This is a genomic window from Salmonella sp. SSDFZ69 (assembly GCF_004010755.1).
Classification (GTDB): Bacteria; Pseudomonadota; Gammaproteobacteria; order Enterobacterales; family Enterobacteriaceae; genus Salmonella; species Salmonella enterica.
In genome coordinates this window covers 705,740-728,130 of record NZ_CP034831.1, presented here as the reverse complement: position 1 = coordinate 728,130, position 22,391 = coordinate 705,740, and the positions used below count along the sequence as shown (strand labels likewise).

21 protein-coding genes and 1 pseudogene are annotated in these 22,391 nt (G+C 51.9%); 12 read left to right on the top strand and 10 right to left on the bottom strand.

The genetic code is table 11. From position 1 onward, the window contains the following. Positions 1-2: 2 nt before the first annotated feature. The 3 genes from EOS98_RS03555 to EOS98_RS03545 form a co-directional block, all read right to left on the bottom strand. Positions 3-1,646 carry a methyl-accepting chemotaxis protein gene (locus tag EOS98_RS03555; RefSeq protein WP_001238430.1) on the bottom strand — a complete coding sequence of 548 codons (1,644 nt, stop codon included), beginning with the start codon at positions 1,644-1,646 and terminating at the stop codon, positions 3-5. Positions 1,647-1,952: 306 nt separating this feature from the next. Continuing rightward, the gene (locus EOS98_RS03550) at positions 1,953-2,447 is read right to left on the bottom strand and encodes a TIGR00645 family protein (protein WP_000439335.1); all 495 of its coding nucleotides are present in this window, start codon (positions 2,445-2,447) and stop codon (positions 1,953-1,955) included. Positions 2,448-2,664: 217 nt separating this feature from the next. Next, positions 2,665-3,168, bottom strand: coding sequence for an ESA_00282 family adhesion-associated protein (locus EOS98_RS03545; protein ID WP_001736383.1), 504 nt, complete (start codon positions 3,166-3,168; stop codon positions 2,665-2,667). Positions 3,169-3,271: 103 nt separating this feature from the next. On the opposite strand from EOS98_RS03545, the gene EOS98_RS03540 reads away from it, so the two are divergent. The 3 genes from EOS98_RS03540 (at position 3,272) to EOS98_RS03530 (ending at position 5,081) form a co-directional block, all read left to right on the top strand. Next, on the top strand, positions 3,272-3,682 hold the full coding sequence (locus tag EOS98_RS03540; RefSeq protein ID WP_000936446.1) for a hypothetical protein: 411 nt from the start codon (positions 3,272-3,274) through the stop codon (positions 3,680-3,682). After that, a complete protein-coding gene (locus EOS98_RS03535; RefSeq protein ID WP_000665658.1) occupies positions 3,669-4,073 on the top strand; it encodes a hypothetical protein in 405 nt (134 codons plus the stop codon). The genes EOS98_RS03540 and EOS98_RS03535 overlap by 14 nt, the downstream gene beginning before the upstream one ends. 123 nt (positions 4,074-4,196) lie before the next feature. Then, a complete protein-coding gene (locus tag EOS98_RS03530) occupies positions 4,197-5,081 on the top strand; it encodes an SDR family oxidoreductase (protein ID WP_000019032.1) in 885 nt (294 codons plus the stop codon). A gap of 112 nt (positions 5,082-5,193) precedes the next feature. Here the strand turns inward: EOS98_RS03530 and exbD are convergent, their stop codons facing one another. Then, complete coding sequence (exbD, locus tag EOS98_RS03525) at positions 5,194-5,619, bottom strand: TonB system transport protein ExbD (RefSeq protein WP_001251476.1); 426 nt, start codon at positions 5,617-5,619, stop codon at positions 5,194-5,196. A gap of 6 nt (positions 5,620-5,625) precedes the next feature. Further along, positions 5,626-6,360, bottom strand: coding sequence for a tol-pal system-associated acyl-CoA thioesterase (gene exbB / locus EOS98_RS03520; protein WP_000527859.1), 735 nt, complete (start codon positions 6,358-6,360; stop codon positions 5,626-5,628). 251 nt (positions 6,361-6,611) lie between these two features. Here exbB and metC point away from each other — a divergent pair, with 251 nt between their 5' ends. Next, complete coding sequence (gene metC / locus EOS98_RS03515) at positions 6,612-7,799, top strand: cystathionine beta-lyase (protein ID WP_000130270.1); 1,188 nt, start codon at positions 6,612-6,614, stop codon at positions 7,797-7,799. Between the two features lie 139 nt (positions 7,800-7,938). After that, a complete protein-coding gene (gene yghB / locus EOS98_RS03510) occupies positions 7,939-8,598 on the top strand; it encodes a DedA family general envelope maintenance protein YghB (RefSeq protein WP_000268444.1) in 660 nt (219 codons plus the stop codon). A gap of 63 nt (positions 8,599-8,661) precedes the next feature. Here the strand turns inward: yghB and EOS98_RS03505 are convergent, their stop codons facing one another. Further along, positions 8,662-9,561, bottom strand: a complete 900-nt coding sequence (locus EOS98_RS03505) for an AraC family transcriptional regulator (RefSeq protein ID WP_001078198.1) — start codon at positions 9,559-9,561, stop codon at positions 8,662-8,664. Positions 9,562-9,753: 192 nt separating this feature from the next. Here EOS98_RS03505 and yqhD point away from each other — a divergent pair, with 192 nt between their 5' ends. From yqhD to EOS98_RS03485, 4 genes and pseudogenes are all read left to right on the top strand, one after another. Next, positions 9,754-10,917, top strand: a complete 1,164-nt coding sequence (gene yqhD / locus EOS98_RS03500) for an alcohol dehydrogenase (RefSeq protein WP_001058720.1) — start codon at positions 9,754-9,756, stop codon at positions 10,915-10,917. 105 nt (positions 10,918-11,022) lie between these two features. After that, positions 11,023-11,850: a 2,5-didehydrogluconate reductase DkgA gene (dkgA, locus tag EOS98_RS03495; protein WP_000013100.1), complete on the top strand. Its 828-nt coding sequence runs from the start codon at positions 11,023-11,025 to the stop codon at positions 11,848-11,850. Positions 11,851-12,015: 165 nt separating this feature from the next. After that, a pseudogene (locus tag EOS98_RS03490) lies at positions 12,016-13,501 on the top strand (DASS family sodium-coupled anion symporter). A 44-nt stretch (positions 13,502-13,545) separates the two neighbouring features. After that, positions 13,546-14,001 (top strand): HIT family protein, encoded by a 456-nt coding sequence (locus tag EOS98_RS03485; RefSeq protein ID WP_000128244.1) that lies wholly within the window; start codon positions 13,546-13,548, stop codon positions 13,999-14,001. A 157-nt stretch (positions 14,002-14,158) separates the two neighbouring features. Here the strand turns inward: EOS98_RS03485 and EOS98_RS03475 are convergent, their stop codons facing one another. Continuing rightward, positions 14,159-14,353: a hypothetical protein gene (locus EOS98_RS03475; RefSeq protein ID WP_000525382.1), complete on the bottom strand. Its 195-nt coding sequence runs from the start codon at positions 14,351-14,353 to the stop codon at positions 14,159-14,161. Between the two features lie 202 nt (positions 14,354-14,555). Then, complete coding sequence (locus EOS98_RS03470; RefSeq protein WP_001274458.1) at positions 14,556-16,727, bottom strand: YgiQ family radical SAM protein; 2,172 nt, start codon at positions 16,725-16,727, stop codon at positions 14,556-14,558. 486 nt (positions 16,728-17,213) lie between these two features. On the opposite strand from EOS98_RS03470, the gene EOS98_RS03465 reads away from it, so the two are divergent. From EOS98_RS03465 to EOS98_RS03455, 3 genes are read left to right on the top strand one after another with little or no spacing between them, the layout of a single operon-like run. Then, entirely contained in the window at positions 17,214-18,197 is a 984-nt protein-coding gene (locus EOS98_RS03465) for a TRAP transporter substrate-binding protein (protein ID WP_000799367.1), read from the top strand. Positions 18,198-18,238: 41 nt separating this feature from the next. Then, the gene (locus EOS98_RS03460) at positions 18,239-18,721 is read left to right on the top strand and encodes a TRAP transporter small permease (RefSeq protein WP_001221825.1); all 483 of its coding nucleotides are present in this window, start codon (positions 18,239-18,241) and stop codon (positions 18,719-18,721) included. Between the two features lie 10 nt (positions 18,722-18,731). Beyond that, complete coding sequence (locus tag EOS98_RS03455; protein ID WP_000345259.1) at positions 18,732-20,039, top strand: TRAP transporter large permease; 1,308 nt, start codon at positions 18,732-18,734, stop codon at positions 20,037-20,039. A gap of 44 nt (positions 20,040-20,083) precedes the next feature. Here EOS98_RS03455 and ftsP read toward each other — a convergent pair whose 3' ends face one another. Both ftsP and plsC read right to left on the bottom strand, forming a co-directional pair. Beyond that, on the bottom strand, positions 20,084-21,496 hold the full coding sequence (gene ftsP, locus EOS98_RS03450; protein WP_000010658.1) for a cell division protein FtsP: 1,413 nt from the start codon (positions 21,494-21,496) through the stop codon (positions 20,084-20,086). A 73-nt stretch (positions 21,497-21,569) separates the two neighbouring features. Further along, positions 21,570-22,307 (bottom strand): 1-acylglycerol-3-phosphate O-acyltransferase, encoded by a 738-nt coding sequence (gene plsC, locus EOS98_RS03445; RefSeq protein ID WP_000965730.1) that lies wholly within the window; start codon positions 22,305-22,307, stop codon positions 21,570-21,572. Positions 22,308-22,391 lie beyond the last annotated feature (84 nt).

Below are 22,391 nucleotides of genomic sequence, written 5' to 3'. Positions count from 1 at the left end.
CATCAGAAGGAAACCCATTCATCAGTAGACTGTGCGGGAGCCGACGCCATTCTCTGAACGCCAGGCGCCGCTTTCGCCGTTACGCATTGTTGCGGCTCACTAGCGGAAAGCCGGAACTGCTGTACGGAGCGTTGCAAATCCTCCGTCTGCCGTTCCAGCGCCGCCGCCGCCGCGGAAACCTGCTCAACCAGCGCGGCGTTTTGTTGCGTAACGCTATCCATTTGCGTGATCGCCACGCCAACCTGAGAGATACCTTTACTCTGCTCTTCGGAGGCGGACGCGATCTGTTTCATAATCGTCGTCACTTCCGTGACGCCGCGCAGGATGGCGTCCATCGTCGCGCCGGTCTCCTGGACCAACTGCGCGCCCTGCGCTACGCGACGTACCGATTCGCCAATTAAGGCTTCAATTTCTTTCGCCGCCCCCGCGCTGCGGCTGGCCAGGTTACGTACCTCACCGGCGACCACCGCGAAGCCGCGTCCCTGCTCGCCCGCTCTGGCCGCTTCTACCGCTGCGTTCAAGGCCAGAATATTGGTCTGGAAAGCAATACTATTAATCACGGTAGTAATTTCGGCGATCTGCTGCGAACTGGCGGAAATACCGTTCATTGTTTCTACCACATCGGAAACCAGTTCACCGCCTTTTCCTGCCGTTAGCGAGGCGGCATCCGCAAGCTGACTCGCCTGGCGGGCGTGTTCGGCGTTCATTTTCACCGTTGCGGTAAGCTGTTCCATGCTGGCGGCCGTCTCTTCCAGCGCAGCGGCCTGTTCTTCCGTTCGGGAAGAGAGATCGTTATTACCGGTAGAAATTTCCGTCGCGCCGCGCCAGATATTGTCGCTTCCGGCGCGGATCGTACTCACGGCTTCGCGTAAACTGTCCTGCATCGCGCGCAGTAGCGGCACCAACCGGCCTACGCAGTTACGCCCCAACGCTTCAATCGGCTGGCTAAGATCGCCTTGCGCGATGCGCTGAAATTGCTGACGGATGCGCTCCAGCGGTTTCACCATCATTGCAACCAGATAGCGATCGGTAAAAATCAGGATAGCAATGCCCAGAATCACCGCCGTGATAAGCAGGATGCGGATGGTATAGGTTTTACCATCGACCATCACACGTGTGTTATCCAGCATGGCGCCAGCTTCATGACTAAACCGTTCCGCGCTGGCGCCGAACGCGCGACTGAGTGCGGGCGTGACCGTACTGGCATGTTCGCTCCAGGCGGTTAGCGATCCTTGCTGCGCCAGTTGCATTTGAGGAACGACGCCTTTCTCCAGCAAGGCCTGCCAGTTGGACAAGACCTCCCTTGAGATATCAGGGTTCATCGGCCCTGGCGATAGCGCTTTCATCTCCTCCAGCTTCTGACGCATATTCTCGAGCGACTGCCGGGCGGGCGCAAAATCGGGCGTGCCGCCGCCGATTTTTACATCCATCGCGCGGCTAAGGCGGGTAACAAAGCGGAAATATTGATCGTTACCCTGGCTTAGCACCGTCATTTGCCGCACAAGATGCCGGTCAATATCATTTCCTTCCGAAACTTCGGATAAAGCATGGACGCTGTATAACCCCACCCCCGACCAGAGTAGACAAAAAAGTCCCAGTATCGTCAGCATGACCATACGAATAGTAAAGTTTTGCAGCAAACGCATATGAATTTCCTTGCTGAATATAAGAGATTAGTCATCTGATGATGACGCACTCTCGTTATCGGCAAGGCGCGGAGAATATATAATGCATTCTCCATTTTTTTACAGTTATCGCCGTTTACGTACCCGCAGATGTTATATATCTGTGAACGCAGAGAAAATCTTTTAGTCTTATTACTGAGTAAATGAATAGATGTAGTAAAAATATTGCGTAAGGCTGCAGGGAGGCGGTTATCCGCCGTTAAAGAAGCGCTGTTTTACAGCCGGGCTCAGCGTCCTTTGCCCGACTGCCCCGCCGTTGACGGCGGCTCAATGGTTATGCCGCGTCAATCTGTCCAGATAGCCCATCACGAACGCCGACAGGACAAAGGTCAGATGGATGATGACATACCACATTAATTTGTTATCCGGGACGTTTTTCGCGTCCATAAACACGCGTAACAGGTGAATGGAAGAGATAGCGACTATCGATGCCGCCACCTTATTTTTTAGCGACGTCGCATCCATTTTCCCCAGCCAGTTCAGCTTCTCCTTGCCCGCAGAGATATCCAGCTGAGAGACAAAATTCTCATACCCGGAGAACATGACCATTACCAGCAATCCGCCGACCAGTGTCATATCAACCAGCGATAACAGCACCAGAATCAGATCGGCCTCCGCCAGGGCAAAAACGTTCGGCAGAACGTGTAGAATTTCCTGGAAAAATTTTAGCGCTAAAGCGATCAGCGCCAAAGAGAGGCCAAAATACACCGGCGCGAGCAGCCAGCGAGACGCATACATTACATTTTCAAGAAAGCGTTCCATAGGGACCTGTCAGGTAACTAAAACCAGCAACAGTATATCTCAACCATGCAACATCAGATCAACATGCAGTTAAGAGCCTATCCCACCAGGCGTTATTGGCGCAGCCAGTTTGGACACGGACAGCGCGCAAAAACCGGAGCGTACACGTAGTACGTGAGGATTTTGAGCACTGCCCAGGTCCAAAATGGCAAGTAAAATAGCCCTAATGGGATAGGCTCTAAATCTCATCCGGGTTAACCTGTGGGCGCTGATATTCCGGCCATACCAGCGCGACCAACGCCGGGTAGGCTTCAAGACTGAACTCACGAAAACACTGGCGTAAATTAAGGACGTCCAAATCCGAATACGGCACCTTTTCTCCGTTCAGACAACGCTTCTTAATATTGTCGTAATACTTATAAACGGCAGAGTTAAGGTCGCTGCAACGACGCTGTGCGTCAAATAATCCTGGCGTTTCATTCAACTCAGTCATTGTCATTCGTTTTATCGTTGCATGAAGGAAATCGATATATTCATGGTTAACGCGCCAGTACCATACCGGCGTTATCGAATTCATTAATACTGAGAAATGATCTTCACCCTCTTCCTTTGTCATGGGTTCAGTTTGATTTAAATTTACGGTTTTTCCACCAGGACGTTTTTTATTAACCTCCCACATCAGGAAGAGTATCGCGCCGGTCAGTAATAGCAATATAATAACAGAATAAAAAATACTGTTCATAGCAGGCTCCATTTTTTTTGATTTTAAAATTACACCATGTTATTGTCAACGAAACCTACACTATTAAAAATAGTATACCACTGATCGTAAAGGATATTTAGTCATGCTTCCTGAGCATCTGGTTTCCTCTCATTTTCGCCTGTCATCGCCGCCCCCTGAAGCCACAGAAAACAGTAAAAATTTGCCTAAGGGAAAGACAAAACTCAGCGATTACGAGCCCGATATTTTAATTAGCGCTAACGCTGCCGGGCAACACAGAAACGTATTATTTGAAGAACGTGACCGTCATATTAAAGAACGTCTGTATTGTGTGGCTAAAATTGAAACGTTTGCCCGCCTGATAAACGCACTACAGGCAGAAGGCGATATTGATGCCCAAACGCTAAGTAAAATACTGGCGGATAAAACCGCAATGATAAATGAAAAAGGCAATGCCATTTGGCTTAATTTAATCACTCGCGAAACCAATATGCCGCTATTTTATTCACTGGAAGATAAAGATGAAAGAAGTTGAAGACAATAACGTTTATTTGGCTTTAGACAACCATAAAAGTGATGAATTTATCTTAAAGCAAAATCTTGCAGCGCTAATCGCCAGCAAAAATGCCACCCTGGAAAAGGTAACGCAGGAGGTGGTATCCATACCGGCGGCGTTAGTGCGCCTGAAGTGGCAAAACCGACGGGAGATGTATGCGTTACAGGTCAAAGAGGAGATTTATGGCGCGACCATCAATGCCATTATCGAGCAGCATCCTGAATTACGAGACAAAATTATGTCTCGTCTTGAAAGTGACTGGCAGCATCTGCTGGCTCGCGAGACGGCAACCCTACGTCTGACGCGTAAGCTTTCCGATGGCGACTACCGGACGCGCAACGTCACCACCGTCGCACGGCGAGAAAAATAACCTTCATGGCTAGTTAACTCTGTTGTGAATACGGGCGAAGCATAAGGATCGTTCTGATTCTCCCTCTTACGGTAGTAAAAGTGTCTACGCTTAAAGGGTGTTCAACCTGAAGGGAGAAGCTCAATGTCTCATCTATACGACCCTACCACGCAGTATTACACCGGCGAGTATCCTAAGCAAAAACAGCCGGCGCCCGGCGTCCAGGCGAAAATGACGCCTGTTCCTGACTGTGGTGAAAAAAGTTATGTCGGCAGTGGTCGCCTTAAAGATCGTAAGGCGCTGGTGACAGGGGGCGACTCCGGGATTGGGCGCGCTGCCGCTATCGCTTACGCGCGTGAAGGCGCAGATGTCGCGATCAACTATCTGCCAGCAGAAGAAGAGGACGCTCAACAGGTTAAAGCGCTGATTGAGGAGTGCGGCCGTAAAGCGGTGTTATTGCCAGGCGATCTTAGCGACGAATCTTTCGCCCGTTCGCTGGTCCATAAGGCGCGTGAAGCGCTGGGCGGGCTGGACATTCTGGCGCTGGTGGCCGGTAAACAGACGGCAATCCCGGAGATAAAAGATCTGACCAGCGAGCAATTTCAGCAAACCTTCGCCGTTAACGTTTTTGCCCTGTTCTGGATAACCCAGGAAGCGATTCCGCTGCTGCCAAAAGGCGCCAGTATTATCACGACGTCGTCTATCCAGGCGTATCAGCCCAGTCCGCACCTGCTGGATTATGCGGCAACCAAGGCGGCAATCCTCAATTACAGCCGTGGCCTGGCGAAACAGGTGGCGGAAAAAGGAATTCGCGTGAATATTGTCGCGCCTGGCCCTATCTGGACAGCGCTGCAAATTTCCGGCGGTCAAACCCAGGATAAAATTCCGCAGTTTGGTCAGCAGACGCCAATGAAGCGGGCCGGCCAACCGGCAGAGCTGGCGCCGGTGTATGTCTATCTGGCAAGCCAGGAATCCAGTTACGTTACCGCAGAAGTGCACGGCGTGTGCGGCGGGGAGCATTTAGGCTAACGCATGAAGTCGATTACGATGGCGCACTTCTGTTACGCAAGGCGCCATCTTAGGCAATAAAAAAGCCGGGTGGCGACTTCGCCTTACCCGGCCTACAGCATCAGCAGAATACTTATTTCGCTTTCGCGGTCTCTTCGCCGACCAGACCAATCTTGAGATAGCCCGCCTGATGCAGCATATCCATCACTTTCATCAGGGTTTCATACTCTACGGTTTTATCCGCGCGGAAGAAAATCGTAGTATCCTTTTTCCCTTCCGTCAGGGCCGTTAGCTCGGCAATCATCGTATCATCCGTCACCGGATCGTTACCGATAAACATGGTGTTATCCGCTTTCACCGACAGATAAACCGGTTTTTCCGGACGCGGCTGTGGCGTACTGGTAGAAGCTGGCAGATTCACCTTGACGTCCACCGTCGCCAGCGGCGCAGCCACCATAAAGATAATCAGCAGAACCAACATGACATCGATAAACGGCGTCACGTTGATTTCATGCATTTCGCCGTTGTCATCCAGGTTCTCGTTAAGACGCATTGCCATGACGCATTACCCTACCCGTAATTTCTGCGCGGCGCGTACCGGCTGCGCACTGGCGCTCGCATTCAGATCGAGATCGCGGCTTTGCAGCAGCAATACCTGCGCCGCCACGTCGCCCAGCGTCGCTTTGTAACTGCCTATCTGACGTGCGAAGATGTTGTAAATGACGACCGCCGGGATCGCGGCTACCAGCCCAATCGCCGTCGCCAGCAGCGCTTCCGCAATCCCAGGAGCAACCACCGCCAGGTTGGTGGTCTGCGTTTGCGCAATACCGATGAAGCTATTCATAATGCCCCATACGGTGCCAAACAACCCGACGAAGGGGGAAATGGCGCCGATCGTCGCCAGATAACCGTTGCCTCGTCCCATGTAGCGGCCAACTGCCGCGACGCGACGTTCCAGACGGAAGCCGGTACGTTCTTTAATCCCTTCGTTATCTTCGCTGCCCTGAGAGAGTTCCAGTTCATTCTGCGCTTCATTGATGAGCTGTGCGCTGAGGCTTTTTGCGCTGAAACCTGCCGCAATGTCGGAAGCCTGATCTAAAGAGCGCGCATCGGCTAATTGCAGTTGTTCACGCTTTAAGCGGCGCTTTTGAGTGAAAAATTCAACACTTTTACTGAAGAAGATAGCCCAGGTGACGACTGACGCCAGAATCAAACCAATCATCACGCACTTCACGACAATATCGGCGTGCTGATACATGCCCCAGACGGAAAGATCCGTCTGCATCAAATTATTACCCACTCTGTATCTCCAGGACGCAAATCACAAAATCTGAGCATAATAATATCAAAACAACGTCGAATTGATAGTCGTTCTCATTACTATTTACATACTGCCGCACCTTTACTGCTTTTTCTTTGCGCTTACGCATTAAAAAAGCCACCTGTTTTTATTTTGGCAAAATTTTCATCTGTATCACACGTCGCCAGGGTGCAGATGGTTATATTCATGCTAGTTTAGACATCCAGACGGTTAAAATCAGGAAACGCAACATGACGGATAAACAGTTGGATACCAAACTGGTAAACGCAGGACGCAGCAAAAAATACACGCTTGGCTCAGTGAATAGTGTGATTCAACGCGCTTCTTCACTGGTGTTTGACACCGTCGAGGCCAAAAAACACGCTACCCGCAATCGCGCCAACGGCGAATTATTTTACGGACGCCGGGGAACGCTGACCCACTTTTCGCTCCAGGAAGCCATGTGTGAACTGGAAGGCGGCGCCGGATGCGCGCTCTTCCCGTGCGGCGCGGCGGCGGTCGCCAACACCATTCTGGCATTCGTTGAGCAGGGCGACCACATCCTGATGACCAACACAGCCTATGAACCCAGCCAGGATTTCTGCAGCAAAATTCTCGGCAAACTGGGCGTGACGACAAGCTGGTTCGACCCGCTCATCGGCGCTGATATCACGCAACATATTCAGCCGAACACGAAAGTCGTTTTTCTGGAATCCCCCGGTTCTATTACCATGGAAGTACATGATATTCCGACCATTGTCAGTGCGGTCAGACGCGTCGCGCCAGAAGCCGTCATCATGATTGATAATACCTGGGCGGCTGGCGTTCTGTTCAAAGCTCTGGAGTTCGATATTGATATCTCTATTCAGGCGGGCACTAAGTATCTGATTGGTCATTCTGATGCGATGGTCGGGACTGCCGTTGCAAATGCGCGTTGCTGGGAACAATTGCGGGAAAACGCCTATCTGATGGGGCAAATGCTCGACGCCGACACGGCTTATATGACCAGCCGCGGTCTGCGCACGCTCGGCGTCCGACTGCGCCAGCATCAAGAAAGCAGCCTCAAAATCGCCGCATGGCTGGCGAACCATCCTCAGGTCGCGCGCGTTAATCATCCGGCCCTGCCGGGTAGCAAAGGTCATGCCTTCTGGAAACGAGACTTTACAGGCAGCAGCGGCCTGTTCTCCTTTGTGCTCAATAAAAAGCTGACCGAGGCAGAATTATCAGCCTATCTGGATAACTTTTCGCTGTTCAGTATGGCCTACTCCTGGGGAGGCTACGAATCGCTGATTATTGCTAATCAGCCGGAACAGATCGCCGCGATTCGTCCCGCAGGCGGCGTAGATTTTACCGGTACGCTGGTTCGGGTGCATATTGGTTTAGAGAGTGTTGATGATTTGATCGCTGATTTAGCCGCCGGCTTCGCCAGAATTGTGTAAAGTTGCCGGGGATGGACATATATGCAGACAATTTCCGTGGAAAAGTCTGCGTTTGTTGCGTCCGGGATCAAGGCATCCCGGACGATTCAGGAGTACAATAGGCGAATAAAAGCATAAATGCTGTTCCACAGGAAAGTTCATGGCTGTCATTCAAGATATTATCGCTGCGCTCTGGCAACATGATTTTGCCGCGCTGGCGAATCCACACGTTGTTAGCGTCGTCTACTTTGTCATGTTCGCCACGCTATTTTTAGAAAACGGTCTGCTGCCAGCGTCATTCTTACCTGGCGATAGTCTGCTGCTACTGGCAGGCGCGTTGATCGCCCAGGATGTGATGCATTTTTTGCCGACGATTGGCATTCTCACCACCGCGGCCAGTCTCGGCTGCTGGCTAAGTTATATCCAGGGACGCTGGCTCGGTAATACGCGTACCGTCAAAGGCTGGCTGGCGCAGCTTCCGGCAAAATATCATCAGCGCGCCACCTGCATGTTTGACCGCCACGGTTTGTTAGCGTTGCTTGCCGGGCGCTTTCTGGCGTTTGTCCGCACTCTGCTGCCAACAATGGCGGGTATTTCCGGCCTGTCCAACCGCCGGTTTCAGTTTTTTAACTGGTTAAGCGGCCTGCTGTGGGTGACTGTCGTGACCAGCTTCGGCTACGCGCTCAGTATGATCCCGTTTGTTAAGCGCCATGAAGACCAGGTAATGACATTTTTAATGATCCTTCCCGTCGCGCTACTGGTCGCCGGGCTGTTAGGTACGCTGGTCGTGGTGATTAAAAAGAAATACTGTAACGCCTGACGTATCCATAATCGGCCAGGATGGCCCGGTTACGCTTCGTTGACCCGTGGCGGGATGCCCCACTTAGCTCCCTTGCATTGTCCGCATTCTTGCCGCATCTTCGCCCGGCGTAACGCCAAAATAACGTTTAAACTCCCGGCTAAACTGCGATGCGCTCTCATAGCCGACCCGCATCGCCGCGGCGCTGGCCTTCATACCGTCGTGAATCATCATCATCCGCGCTTTATGCAGTCGGTAGCTTTTTAAATACTGCAACGGCGAGGTGCTGGTGACCGCCTTAAAATTATGGTGAAACGCCGACACGCTCATGTTCGCTTCTGCCGCCAGTTGCTCAACATTCAGGTTCTCGGTGTATTTCATTTCGATCTGTTTAAGTACGCGACTGATCAGGCTAAAGTGCGTCTGGCGACTAACCAGCGCAAGCAGCGCCCCGCCGCGCGGCCCCATCAGCACATGATAAAGAATTTCGCGAATAATCTGTTTTCCCAGAATCCGCGCATCCAGCGGGCGCTCCATCACATCCAGCAATCTTTCCACCGCACATAAAATCTCGTCCGACAGCGTGGCGGAGTTAATCCCACTGGCCGCCATCGGCAACTGGAAACGCTCATCTTCGCCAATGTCCATGAGCAACTCTTGCAGTTGCAGCACATCAATATCGAGCCGAATACCGGCCAGCGGTACCTCCGGCGTCGCCCAGGTCTCGCATTCAAAAGGGAGCGGCACGGTCAGTAAGAGATATTCATTAGCGTCATAACGAAACTTGCGCTTGTTAATATAGCCAATTTTATGGCCGGAAAAGAGAAATATGATGCCAGGCTGATACATGACCGGCGTGCGCGGCCCCGGTTCAACACCATACAACAGACGAATGCCCGCCAGCCGCTCGCTGATTATTTTATCATTATTTTTTAAATGATTAATTTTATCCGCCAACTGTAAGCAAATTGCTTCACGATTCATAACGCGCCATTTTTTCATCAAATCCACTCCGCTGGATTGTGCGCATTTTTAGCGATTTTCTCCAGCATTCTGGAGAAATAGGCAAAACATTGGCAGAAATGTGCATTGAGAGACATCCCTCACAAGACCACAATGATGACCATCAGGCAGACAGCCGCCTGCCCTCTTTTTACCCACATAAGGGAATGAGCAATGAACAATTTCAAATTACATACCCCTACCCGCATTCTGTTTGGTAAAGGCGCTATCGTCGATCTTCGCGATCAGATCCCGCAGGACGCCCGCGTGCTGATTACCTATGGCGGCGGTAGCGTGAAAAAGACCGGCGTACTGGCGCAAGTTCAGGAAGCGTTAAAAGGACTGGATGTTCGGGAGTTTGGCGGTATTGAACCGAACCCGTCCTATGAAACGCTGATGAAGGCCGTGCAGCTTGTGCGCGACGAAAATATTACCTTCCTGCTGGCCGTTGGCGGCGGTTCCGTACTGGACGGCACCAAATTTATCGCCGCAGCGGCGCAGTATACGGACGGCGTCGATCCGTGGCACATTCTGGAAACCGGCGGTACTGAGATTCGTAGCGCAATCCCGATGGGGTCTGTGCTAACCCTACCGGCAACCGGCTCAGAATCGAACGCCGGCGCAGTCATTTCCCGTAAAACCACTGGCGACAAACAGGCCTTCCACTCCTCGTTCGTGCAACCGGTGTTTGCCGTACTGGATCCGGTCTACACCTATACATTGCCGCCGCGCCAGGTTGCGAACGGCGTCGTGGATGCTTTCGTCCATACCGTTGAGCAGTACGTCACTTACCCGGTTAACGGCAAAATTCAGGATCGTTTCGCCGAAGGCATTTTACTCACACTGATTGAAGAAGGTCCCAAAGCGCTGCAAGAGCCTGAAAACTATGACGTCCGCGCTAACGTGATGTGGGCCGCTACTCAGGCGTTAAATGGCCTGATTGGCGCTGGTGTTCCGCAGGACTGGGCGACGCATATGCTGGGCCATGAGCTTACCGCGATGCACGGTCTCGATCATGCCCAAACGCTGGCTATCATTCTGCCTGCGCTATGGAACGAAAAACGAGACGTTAAACGCGCAAAACTCCTGCAATATGCTGAACGTGTATGGAATATCACCGACGGTTCCGACGACGAGCGTATTGATGCCGCCATTGCCGCCACCCGCCGTTTCTTTGAACAGATGGGCGTGCCTACCCACTTGTCCGATTACGGTCTGGATGGCAGCACTATTCCGGCGCTACTGGCTAAACTTGAGGCACATGGATGCACAAATTTAGGTGAAAATCAGGATATTACGCTGGATGTCAGCCGTCGGATTTATGAAGCGGCGCGCTAAGGTTTTTTCGCCTCTGACTTTCGTTTTTGGCCATTTCGTCCAGACTTAAGTCACTTAGTCTCGCCGGCCCCGACTCCGGCGAGCCAATTAAAAGAGGAACACATCATGGCTAATCCAACCATTATCAGGCTACAGGATGGCAACGTAATGCCACAACTTGGGCTGGGAGTCTGGAAAGCAAGCAATGAAGAGGTGATCGCGGCGATTCATAAAGCGCTGGAGGTGGGCTATCGATCGATTGATACCGCCACAGCATATCAGAATGAAGAAGGCGTCGGCAAAGCGCTAAAAGCAGCGAGCGTAGCGCGGGAAGAGCTGTTTATCACCACCAAGTTGTGGAATGACGATCAAAAACGTCCCCGCGAAGCCCTGCAGGAGAGTCTGAAAAAACTGCAGCTTGATTATCTCGATCTCTATCTGATGCACTGGCCCGTACCGGCTATCGATCACTATGTCGACGCCTGGAAAGGCATGATCGCGCTGCAAAAAGAGGGGCTGGTAAAGAGTATCGGGGTCTGTAACTTTCAGATCCATCACCTCCAGCGTCTGATCGATGAAACCGGCGTTACCCCTGTGATCAACCAGATCGAGCTTCACCCCTTGATGCAACAGCGCCAGCTACATGCGTGGAATGCGACGCATAAAATCCAGACCGAGTCCTGGAGCCCGCTGGCGCAGGGCGGCGAAGGCGTATTCGATCAGAAAGTGATTCGCGAACTGGCGGATAAATACGGCAAAACGCCCGCCCAGATTGTTATTCGCTGGCATCTGGACTGCGGGCTGGTCGTCATTCCGAAATCCGTCACCCCTTCCCGTATCGCGGAAAACTTTGCTGTCTGGGATTTCCGTCTCGATAAAGATGAATTAGGCGAGATCGCAAAACTGGATCAAGGAAAACGCCTCGGCCCCGATCCGGATCAGTTCGGCGGTTAAGCCGGATTTATCGCACGCCATGCCCGACGATGTCGTCGGGCTTTTTTTCATTTCGAAATATTAAGAAACAATTACGCGCATTTAACAGTATATTTCCCCCACACACAAGCGCAGAATTATTCTGATTTTATGAATATTTATTCATGATTATTATCAATTTACTTAATGTATATAAAATATTTATGGATGTGTGATTGTGGCGGAAAAAAAATCTCAGGGCGTCAAATGGCTCCCATTAATTCTTATTCTGGTTATCGCCGCCGGACTGTGGCAGCTAACGCCCCCTTCCGGATTAAGCGCGCCGGCCTGGCATTCCGCGATTATTTTTGTCGCGACGATCGCCTCTATCGTGGCGAAAGTGCTGCCTATTGGCGCGGTCGGTATTATTGGCATCACCGTCTTTGCGCTCGCCTATGCTGCCGGCGACAAAACGGCCAGCGGCGCGATTACCACGGCCTTGAGCGAGCTGAACAGTTCACTGATCTGGCTTATCGTCGTCGCCTTTATGATTGCTCGTGGGTTTATCAAAACCGGGCTGGGTCGGCGTATCGCCCTACAAATGATCCGTCTGTTAGGTAAACGAACGCTGGGTCTGGCTTATGGTCTGGCGTTTGCCGATCTGATCCTCTCCCCCGCGATGCCCAGTAACACCGCGCGCTGCGGCGGCGTGATTTACCCGATCGCCGACTCGCTGGCGCGCAGCTTTGATTCACATCCGGAAGATGAGTCTCGCAGCAAAATCGGCACCTTTCTGATCACCTGTATTGGCAATGTTAACGACGTCACCGCCGCACTGTTTATGACCGGTTATACGGGTAACCTGCTGGCGGTAAAACTGGCGGCGAACGCCGGCGTTACGTTGAGCTGGGGAAGCTGGTTTATCGCCGCGCTCCTGCCTTGCCTGGTCTCTTTTCTTATCGTCCCGCTGCTGGTCTACTGGCTGACGCGTCCGGAAATTAAACATACGCCGGATGCGCCGGATTTGGCGCGCAAAGAGCTGGCGCAAATGGGCAGTATGACGCGCGGCGAGTGGCTCATGCTGGCGACCGTCGGCGTGTTGCTGGTGCTATGGATTTTTGGTAGCTCGCTCGGCGTGGATGCCACGACGGCCTCTTTTGTCGGTCTCTCTATTTTATTACTGAGCGGCGTGCTCACCTGGGAAGACGTTAAAAGCGAAAAAGGCGCCTGGGATACGTTGATTTGGTTTGCCGCGCTGCTGATGATGGCTAACCAGTTGAAGAAACTAGGATTCACCAGCTGGTTTGGCAACCTGATTGGCGACAGCATCGGCAGTACGATGCATGGAACCAGTTGGATAATCATCCTGCTGCTGCTTAACGCAGCCTATTTTTATACCCACTATTTTTTCGCCAGCGGCAACGCGCAAATCGCCGCGCTGTATGCGGTATTTCTGGGTGTCGGTCTGCATCTGAATATACCGGCAGCGCCGATGGCGCTTATGCTGGCGTTTACCAGCAGCCTGTACTGCTCTCTTACGCAGTATACCCACGCACGCGGCCCCATTCTTTTTGGCGCCGGCTATGTACCGACGGGCGTCTGGTGGCGAACGGGATTTATTATCAGCCTCTTTAATCAGGCGGTCTTTTTGACAGTCGGCCTCGCATGGTGGAAAGTGTTAGGTTTGTATTAAACGCTTAACGCATCGATAAGCCCCTCGGTTAACGGAGAAATGGAATGACCTGCATTTTCTGTCAAATAGTTGAAGGTAAAGCACCTTGTCATAAAGTTTGGGAAGATGAGCATCACCTGGCTTTTTTGTCGATTTTTCCGAATACCGATGGGTTTACCGTAGTGATCCCGAAAAAACATTACCCCAGCTACGCGTTCGATCTACCGCCGCAGGCGTTAGCGGACCTGATGCTGGCGACCCAAAAAGTGGCTAAGAAACTGGATAAGGCTTTCCCGGATGTCAGTCGTACGGGAATGTTCTTCGAAGGTTTCGGCGTAGACCATGTGCACAGTAAATTAAGCCCCATGCACGGTACTGGCGATTTAACCCACTGGAAACCGATTGAATCGCGGCAGAATAAATTTTTCGAACAGTATGAAGGATATCTGTCGTCACACGATCATAAACGGGCTGATGATGAAAAACTGGCCGCGCTGGCGGCCAGAATTCGTGAGGCATAAATACGGAGCACTTTTGCCGGATGGCGGTGTAAGCACCTTATCCGGCCTACAAAACTGTGCTATTCATAGACCTGATAAGCGCAGCGCCATCAGGCATTATACCTTAGATTATATACTTCTTATCTATTTTAATATATCAACCCTGGTAGGTTAAATATTACGGCGCGTGGCTAAATATTTCGTACAAAAACCATCCAGGAATAGCGGCAATAACACCCATTAAAATTATCCCTGCAAGAGTCATTTGCCTGTCTTCACGTTTTTCCATATTACATGCTTTAATAGCCATTATGAATATAACAACAGCTATTATAGCAATTACGATAAAACAGGGAATAATAATCATACCCATGATATCCCCTCCTCTGGGGCTGTATAAAAGCATCATGCCTTAATCATTAAGGTAATATATAATTAATTTATACAATCAATAATATTTAAATAAAATATAAAGCTCCCCGTAATTTAGCAATTACTAAAGACCGACACAATATATTTAGATGTCTGTTACTTCCAAAAACATTAGCTTCCAGAAGCAACAGATTCAAAGGTAATTAACGCCCTGCGCCTTTCCCGCGCTTCTTATTCGCAGCAAGCCCCTGCCGCTGATGTTCCACCGGCGTATGCTTGGTCAACGCCGGGCGCGTGTTGCGGTTCTGGCGACGCGCTTCGCGCATCTCTTCAATGGTCGGCGCAGGCACCAGACACTCACGGCGACCGCCAATCAAATGCTTTTTCCCCATCGCTTCCAGCGCCTGGCGAATCAGCGGCCAGTTCGCCGGATCGTGATAACGCAGCAGTGCCTTATGCAGGCGACGCTGCCTGTCTCCCTTCGGCACCACCACATCTTCACTCTTATAACCAATTTTACCCAGCGGGTTTTTGCCGGTGTAATACATGGTGGTCGAATTTGCCAACGGCGACGGGTAGAAGTTCTGCACCTGATCCAGACGGAAGCGGTGGCGCTTGAGCCACAGCGCCAGATTCACCATATCCTCGTCCCGCGTGCCCGGATGCGCGGAGATAAAATATGGGATCAGATACTGCTCTTTTCCGGCCTGTTTAGAGTAAAGGTCAAATAACTCTTTAAAGCGATCGTAGCTGCCCATACCCGGCTTCATCATTTTCGACAGCGGACCTTCTTCAGTATGCTCCGGCGCAATCTTCAGATAGCCGCCCACATGATGGCTTGCCAGCTCTTTAATGTAGCGAGGATCTTCTACAGCGATGTCGTAGCGCACGCCGGAGGCAATTAAGATTTTCTTAATGCCTTTCAGCTCACGGGCGCGGCGATAAAGATTGATCGTCGGCGTATGGTCAGTATCCATATGCGGACAGATATCCGGATAGACGCATGACAGGCGACGACAGGTCTGCTCCGCACGCGGCGACTTACAGCGCAGCATATACATGTTCGCGGTAGGACCGCCCAGATCGGAGATCACGCCGGTAAACCCCGGCACCGTGTCGCGGATCGCTTCGATCTCGTTGATAATAGAGTCTTCCGAGCGGCTCTGAATGATGCGCCCTTCATGTTCAGTGATCGAGCAGAAAGAGCAGCCGCCAAAGCAGCCGCGCATGATATTGATCGAAAAGCGGATCATCTCATAGGCCGGAATACGGGCATTGCCGTAAGCCGGGTGCGGCACACGCTGATACGGCAGCGCAAACACGCTATCCATCTCTTCAGTGGAGAGCGGTATGGCGGGCGGGTTGATCCAGACATAGCGGTCGCCGTGTTTTTGCATCAGCGCCCGCGCGCAGCCAGGGTTAGTTTCGTGATGCAGAATACGCGACGCATGGGCGTACAGCACCTTGTCGCCTTTCACCTTTTCAAAGGATGGCAGCAGGATATAGGTTTTTTCCCACGGCTTCGGACGCGGCGGCTGCACGGTAATCGCTTTAGCTTCCTGCTTTTTCGGCGCGACCGGCTTGTTATCCGCGCACGGCAGATCCTCACCATAGGGATGGGGAATTGGATCGATTTTACCCGGCGTGTCCAGACGAGTGGAGTCGACGCCGCTCCAGCCAGGCAGCGCTTCTTTAACCATAATCGCAGTGTTACGCACGTCGCGAATCTGATCGATGGTTTCGCCCATTGCCAGACGGTGCGCCACTTCCACCAGCGGACGCTCGCCGTTGCCAAACATCAGCATGTCGGCTTTGGAATCGACTAACACTGAACGACGCACAGTATCAGACCAGTAGTCGTAATGCGCGGTACGGCGCAGACTGGCCTCAATGCCGCCGAGGATCACCGGGACATCTTTCCACGCTTCTTTGCAACGCTGGGTATAGACCAGCGTGGCGCGGTCCGGGCGTTTGCCCGCGACGTTATCTGGGGTGTAGGCGTCATCGTGGCGCAGCTTACGGTCAGCGGTGTAACGGTTGATCATCGAGTCCATGTTGCCGGCGGTGACGCCGAAGAACAGGTTCGGTTTTCCCAGACGCATAAAGTCGTCTTTGCTGTTCCAGTCCGGCTGGGCGATGATCCCCACGCGGAAGCCCTGCGCTTCCAGCATACGACCGCAAATCGCCATGCCGAAGCTCGGATGGTCGACGTAGGCGTCGCCGGTTACCAGAATAATGTCGCAGCTATCCCAGCCAAGTTGATCCATCTCGTCACGTGACATCGGCAAAAACGGCGCCGGCCCAAAGCAGGCGGCCCAGTACTGCGGCCAGGAGAAAAGGTCGCGATCCGGTTGGATCAGGGAGATAGCGCTCATATTGCTTCCAAAACGATTGGCAAAAAAATAATCAAAGGTCGGGGATTATAAGCCGTATCTATAGCGAAAATGAAGGAGATTATCGCCTTATATGCAGGGTTGGCGCGAAATAGAAACAACTTTCAACGGCCTGGCCTGAGGTGTTTGAAATTGGTCTTATGAATATCTTCAAATTGGTATGCAATTAATTATACCCACGTCTAAAAACGCAGTATCGTCATAACAACAAAAAGTAAAAAACATCACATTATCAGCAATATATAAAAAATCTTCGCCGAATTTCTCACGACACTGTTTTTACCATGACTTTCTTCTGTGAACCAGATCTCTTTCTTTGGTCTATTGATTAAATTAAATTGGCTGACAGAATTCAGGGGATAAAGAACACCATCAACACGCCTTTCCCCTACGCAATACCTTACGTATCAGCAGGTTATTAATTAATCAACGATAACCACAGGAATCCCAACCTATAAGGAAGCAGATATGAAAAACACACGTTCATTCACAACATCAGCGGTATTACTGGCCGGCTGTTTGCTACTGGCATTTCCAGCGCTCGCCAAAACCACGCTGAAACTGAGCCACAATCAGGATAAAAGCCACGCCGTTCACAAAGCGATGAGCTATCTGGCCGATAAAGCGAAAGCCTATTCGGACGGCGAATTAAATATTCGTATTTACCCCAACGCCACGCTGGGCAACGAACGTGAATCGCTGGAATTGATGAACTCCGGCGCTCTGCAAATGGTGAAAGTCAATGCGGCATCGCTGGAGTCTTTTGCGCCGGAATATAGCGTGTTTAGCCTGCCGTTTTTATTCCGTGACCGCGATCACTACTACAACGTACTGAAAAGCGACTTAGGGAAACGCATTCTCGCGTCCTCCGAAAGCAAAGGCTTCGTCGGCTTAACCTGGTACGACGGCGGCGCCCGCAGTTTTTACGCTGGTAAGCCCATCACTCAACCCGACGATTTAGCCGGTATGAAAATCAGAGTGCAGCAAAGCCCCAGCGCTATCGCGATGGTGAAAGCGCTCGGCGGTGTGCCGACGCCGATGGCGCAAGGCGAACTCTATACCGCGCTCCAGCAAGGCGTGGTCGATGGCGGCGAAAACAACCCCGTGGTTTATGCCGATATGCGTCATGCGGAGGTGGCGAAATTCTATTCCCGCGACGAGCACACGATGGTGCCGGATGTCCTGGTCATCAGTACCAAAGTACTTAACAAATTGAGCGATAAAGAGCGGAAAGCGTTATATAAAGCCGCAGATGAATCCATGCAGCAAATGAAAGATGTCATCTGGCCCGCCGCAGAAAAAGAGGCTTATGAGAGCATGAAGGCCATGAACGCGACTGTTGTTGATATTGATAAATCCGCGTTCAAACAGCGTGTTAAGCCCTTGTTTGATGAGTTCCGCGCAAAAGACGCTCAGTCAGCGAAGGATCTGGAATACATCGAGAATATGTAAATCTGCCGGGCAGGGTTCTCCTGCCCTTTACAGGATGTAATATGCGAATACTCACCAATGCACTGAACAAAATACTGGCCGGGTGCTGCTGTATTATTCTGGCGATCATGGTTGCCTGCGTATCCTGGCAGGTGGCGGCGCGCTTTATATTCAACGCGCCAAGCAGCACGCTCGACGAATTCACCCAGATTCTTTTTATGTGGATGATTCTGTTAGGCGGCGTCTATACCGCCGGATTAAAAAAACATTTAGCTATCGATTTGTTAGCGCAAAAACTCTCCCGAACGCCCGCCCTCGTGCTCGACAGTATCATTCAGGTGATTATTACCGTGTTCGCGCTGATTTTTATGGTGTACGGCGGTGATATTATTGTTGAAAAAGCGGCGCACGTCAGCCAAATGTCCCCGGTATTAAAATGGCCTATGGATAAAGTCTATTGGGTCATGCCGATTAGCGGCGTCATCCTGGTGTACTACACCATTGTGAACGTTATTGATAATTATCATCAGCGCCATCTTCGCTAACGAGGGATATATGGACTTTGAATATATTTACCCAATAATTGTTTTATTTGGCAGTTTTGCCATTATGCTGGCGGTCGGCGTTCCTATTACATTCGCTATCGGGCTGTCGTCCTTATTCTCAATCCTGATAGCCCTTCCCCCGGATGCGGCAATCTCGGTTATTTCACAAAAAATGACCGTCGGTCTCGATGGCTTTACGCTGCTGGCGATCCCCTTTTTTGTGTTAGCCGGCAATATCATGAATACCGGGGGAATCGCCCGGCGCCTGGTGAATCTGGCTCAGGCGTTAGTTGGCCGCCTTCCCGGTTCGCTGGCGCACTGCAATATTCTGGCGAACACCCTGTTTGGCGCGATATCCGGCTCGGCTGTCGCTTCTGCGGCCGCGGTGGGCGGCATCATGTCGCCATTACAGGAAAAAGAGGGCTACTCTCCGGCGTTCTCTACGGCGATCAACGTCGCTTCGGCGCCGATTGGCTTGATGATCCCGCCCAGCAACGTGCTAATTGTCTATTCGCTGGCTAGCGGCGGCACCTCTGTCGCCGCCCTGTTTTTGGCGGGCTACCTGCCCGGCATCTTAACCGCGCTGGCTTTAATGACGGTAGCGGCGCTGTATGCCCATCGCCACCATTACCCGGTTGCCGAACGCATCAACCTGCGGCAGTTTCTGTCGGTATTCCGCGATTCATTGCCCAGCCTGTTGCTGATATTTATTATTATCGGCGGCATTATCGGCGGCGTATTTACGCCAACAGAGGCCTCTGCGATCGCGGTAATCTATAGCCTGGCGCTGGCGGCCATTTATCGAGAAATTAATGTGAGTAAGTTGCGCGATATTCTGCTGGATTCGGTAGTAACCAGCTCTATTGTTCTCTTACTGGTCGGCTGCTCAATGGGAATGTCATGGGCGATGACCAATGCCGATGTTCCTGAACTGATTAATGAAATGATTACCAGCGTGTCCGAAAATAAATGGGTCATCTTGCTGATTATCAATCTCATTTTGTTATTCGTCGGGACGTTTATGGATATTACCCCGGCTATTCTAATCTTTACGCCTATTTTCCTTCCCATTGCTCAACATCTGGGAATCGACCCTGTCCATTTTGGCATTATTATGGTTTTCAATTTAACCATCGGACTGTGTACGCCCCCGGTAGGCACTATTTTGTTCGTCGGTTGCAGTATCGGCAAAATCAGTATTGATAAAGTCGTCAAACCGCTATTACCGATGTTTCTGGCACTCTTTGTGGTCATGGCGATGATTTGCTACTTCCCGCAGTTGAGTCTGCTGCTTCCCACGCTGTTTGCTCCTTCCTGAAAACCCTGACGGGTCTGCGCTATTCAGACCCGTACTCGGACGCTTTACGACGCTGGATTCACCAGCATTTGCCCAATCGAGCCGCGGTCAGCCATTTCCAGCGTCTGGCTGTTGAAATAGAACGGGAAGTGCGGCCAGGACGGCTGACCGTAATAGACCAGCAGTTCGACTTGCCCATCCACCCAGACGGTATCTTTCCAGCCTCTATCTTCCGGGAACGGCATAGCGCCGTTGACGTTACGAATCAGGAAAGAGACGCCCTCAATATGGAACGACTGCGGCATATCGGCGCGTACCGTCCAGCGCTCCCAGGTGCCTTGTTGGGCGGTAATATCAATGCGATTCACATCCCACAGTTGGCCGTTAATCCCCGGATCGTCGCCAAGACTGATGTCCCGACTGCGGACAGGCGCGCCGCTCATGATCTCCGTCGGCAACAGACGCATCGGCAGATTATCGGTCACCAGCGGCAGCAATCCGGTTGGCCGTAACGTCAGCACCAGGGTCGAAACCAGAATACTGGAAGGCTCAAAGAAACCGCGAATCCGATCGACTATGCTGGCCGCTTCCCCGCAGGTGATCGAGACTTCGTCGCCGTTGGTCATATCAACCAGGATTTCACGTCGCTCGCCGGGCGCCAGTGACAACTGTTTGACGGAAACCGGCGCAGGTAAAAAGCCCTGATCGCCTGAAATCACATGCAGCGCCCGGCCATCGCTCATCTGAAGCTGATAGCGCCGCGAGTTCGAGGCGTTCAACAACCGTAACCGCACCCAGCCGCGGGACACTTCGACATAGGGGCTTTGCGCGCCGTTCACCAGCAGCGTATCGCCGACAAAACCACCGCTTCCCGGTTCGCTGTACTCCGGCGTCCCAAAGTTATCCAGCCGTTTATCCTGGATAATGACGGGAAAATCATCCACGCCGTAATGGTTCGGAATGGGCAGCGTTTTACTGATGTCGTCTTCGACCAGCCACATTCCTGCCAGGCCGTTATACACCTGCTGCGCAGTGCGGTTAGGCGTGTTAGCGTGATACCACAGCGTCGCGGCGCTCTGACGAATCGGCAACACCGGCGCCCAGTCCGCGTTCGGCGACATCATACGCGCCGGGCCACCCATCAGCGGCCCCGGCACCAGTAAACCAGCAACCGTCATGGAGACATTTTCCGCCAGGCGGTTGCTATAGATGAGTTTAACGTCATCGCCTTTCCAGACGCGGATTGTCGGCCCCAGATAACGACCGTTCACTCCCCAGACCGGCGCGCGCGTGCCTTGCGTAAAGGACCAGTGCGCTCGCTGTAGCGTCATAAACAACGGCTGCCCGCGACGGGACTCCAGCAACGGCGGAACAGGCAACGGCTGTTGCTGACCGGCAGCATTCGCCCTGAGGGGAATCGCGCCTGCACATAGTGCGATTCCCGATGCCTGAAGAAACTGACGCCGACTGAATGACATATAAGCTCCATGTAAAACAGGCTAAAGAGTTGTGCCTGAAAAAATGATTTCTACAATAACAGAGTAAGACTGCTTAAACCTTACCGGTCGCTTCACGTTCCGCAACCTCTTTATCAAGTTCCGCGATTTTTTGCTCCATTAACGCACGGCAGTGGGCCGCCAGCTCGCGAACCTGATCTTTACCATATTCGCTGACGTCGACTGGCGGCAGCATTTCCACAATAACCAGTCCGTTGTTCAGGCGGTTTAGATTGACTTTGTTAGAGGTGTTGGAAACGCAGACAGGAATGATCGGCACACCAGCCGCGATAGCCGCATGAAACGCGCCGGTTTTAAACGGCAGCAGGCCGCGTCCCCGGCTACGCGTACCTTCAGGGAACATCCAGATAGAAATACGGCGCTTTTTAAAATGGTTAACCACTGCCGCAATGGTGCTATGCGCTTTGGCGCGGTTATTACGGTCAATCAGCAGATTACCGGTCAGCCAGTACAGTTGCCCAAAAAACGGGATCCAAAGCAGGCTTTTTTTCCCCACCGTCACCGTTGGCGGCTGCACAATATTCGCCGCCGTGACCATATCATAATTATTCTGATGGTTAGCAATATAGATAGCATTGCCATAATTTTCCGCGTCGGCGGGTTTGCGGCACTCCACTTTCAGGCCAAACAGCGGGGCCAGACGGCCGAACATATGTCCAAACGTCGCCACGTGTTTTGGGTTACGTGGGCTGAAAAGGCAGTAAATAGAACCGAAAACACAGACCAGAATGGAGTAAATAACGGTAACAATAAGACGAAAAATATATAGCATAACAACCTCTGAAGGCCTAAGAGCCCGGCATTCTACGTCACCTGAAATTCAGGTTAGGATTTTGGTAAGTGTGGCTCTCTGGAA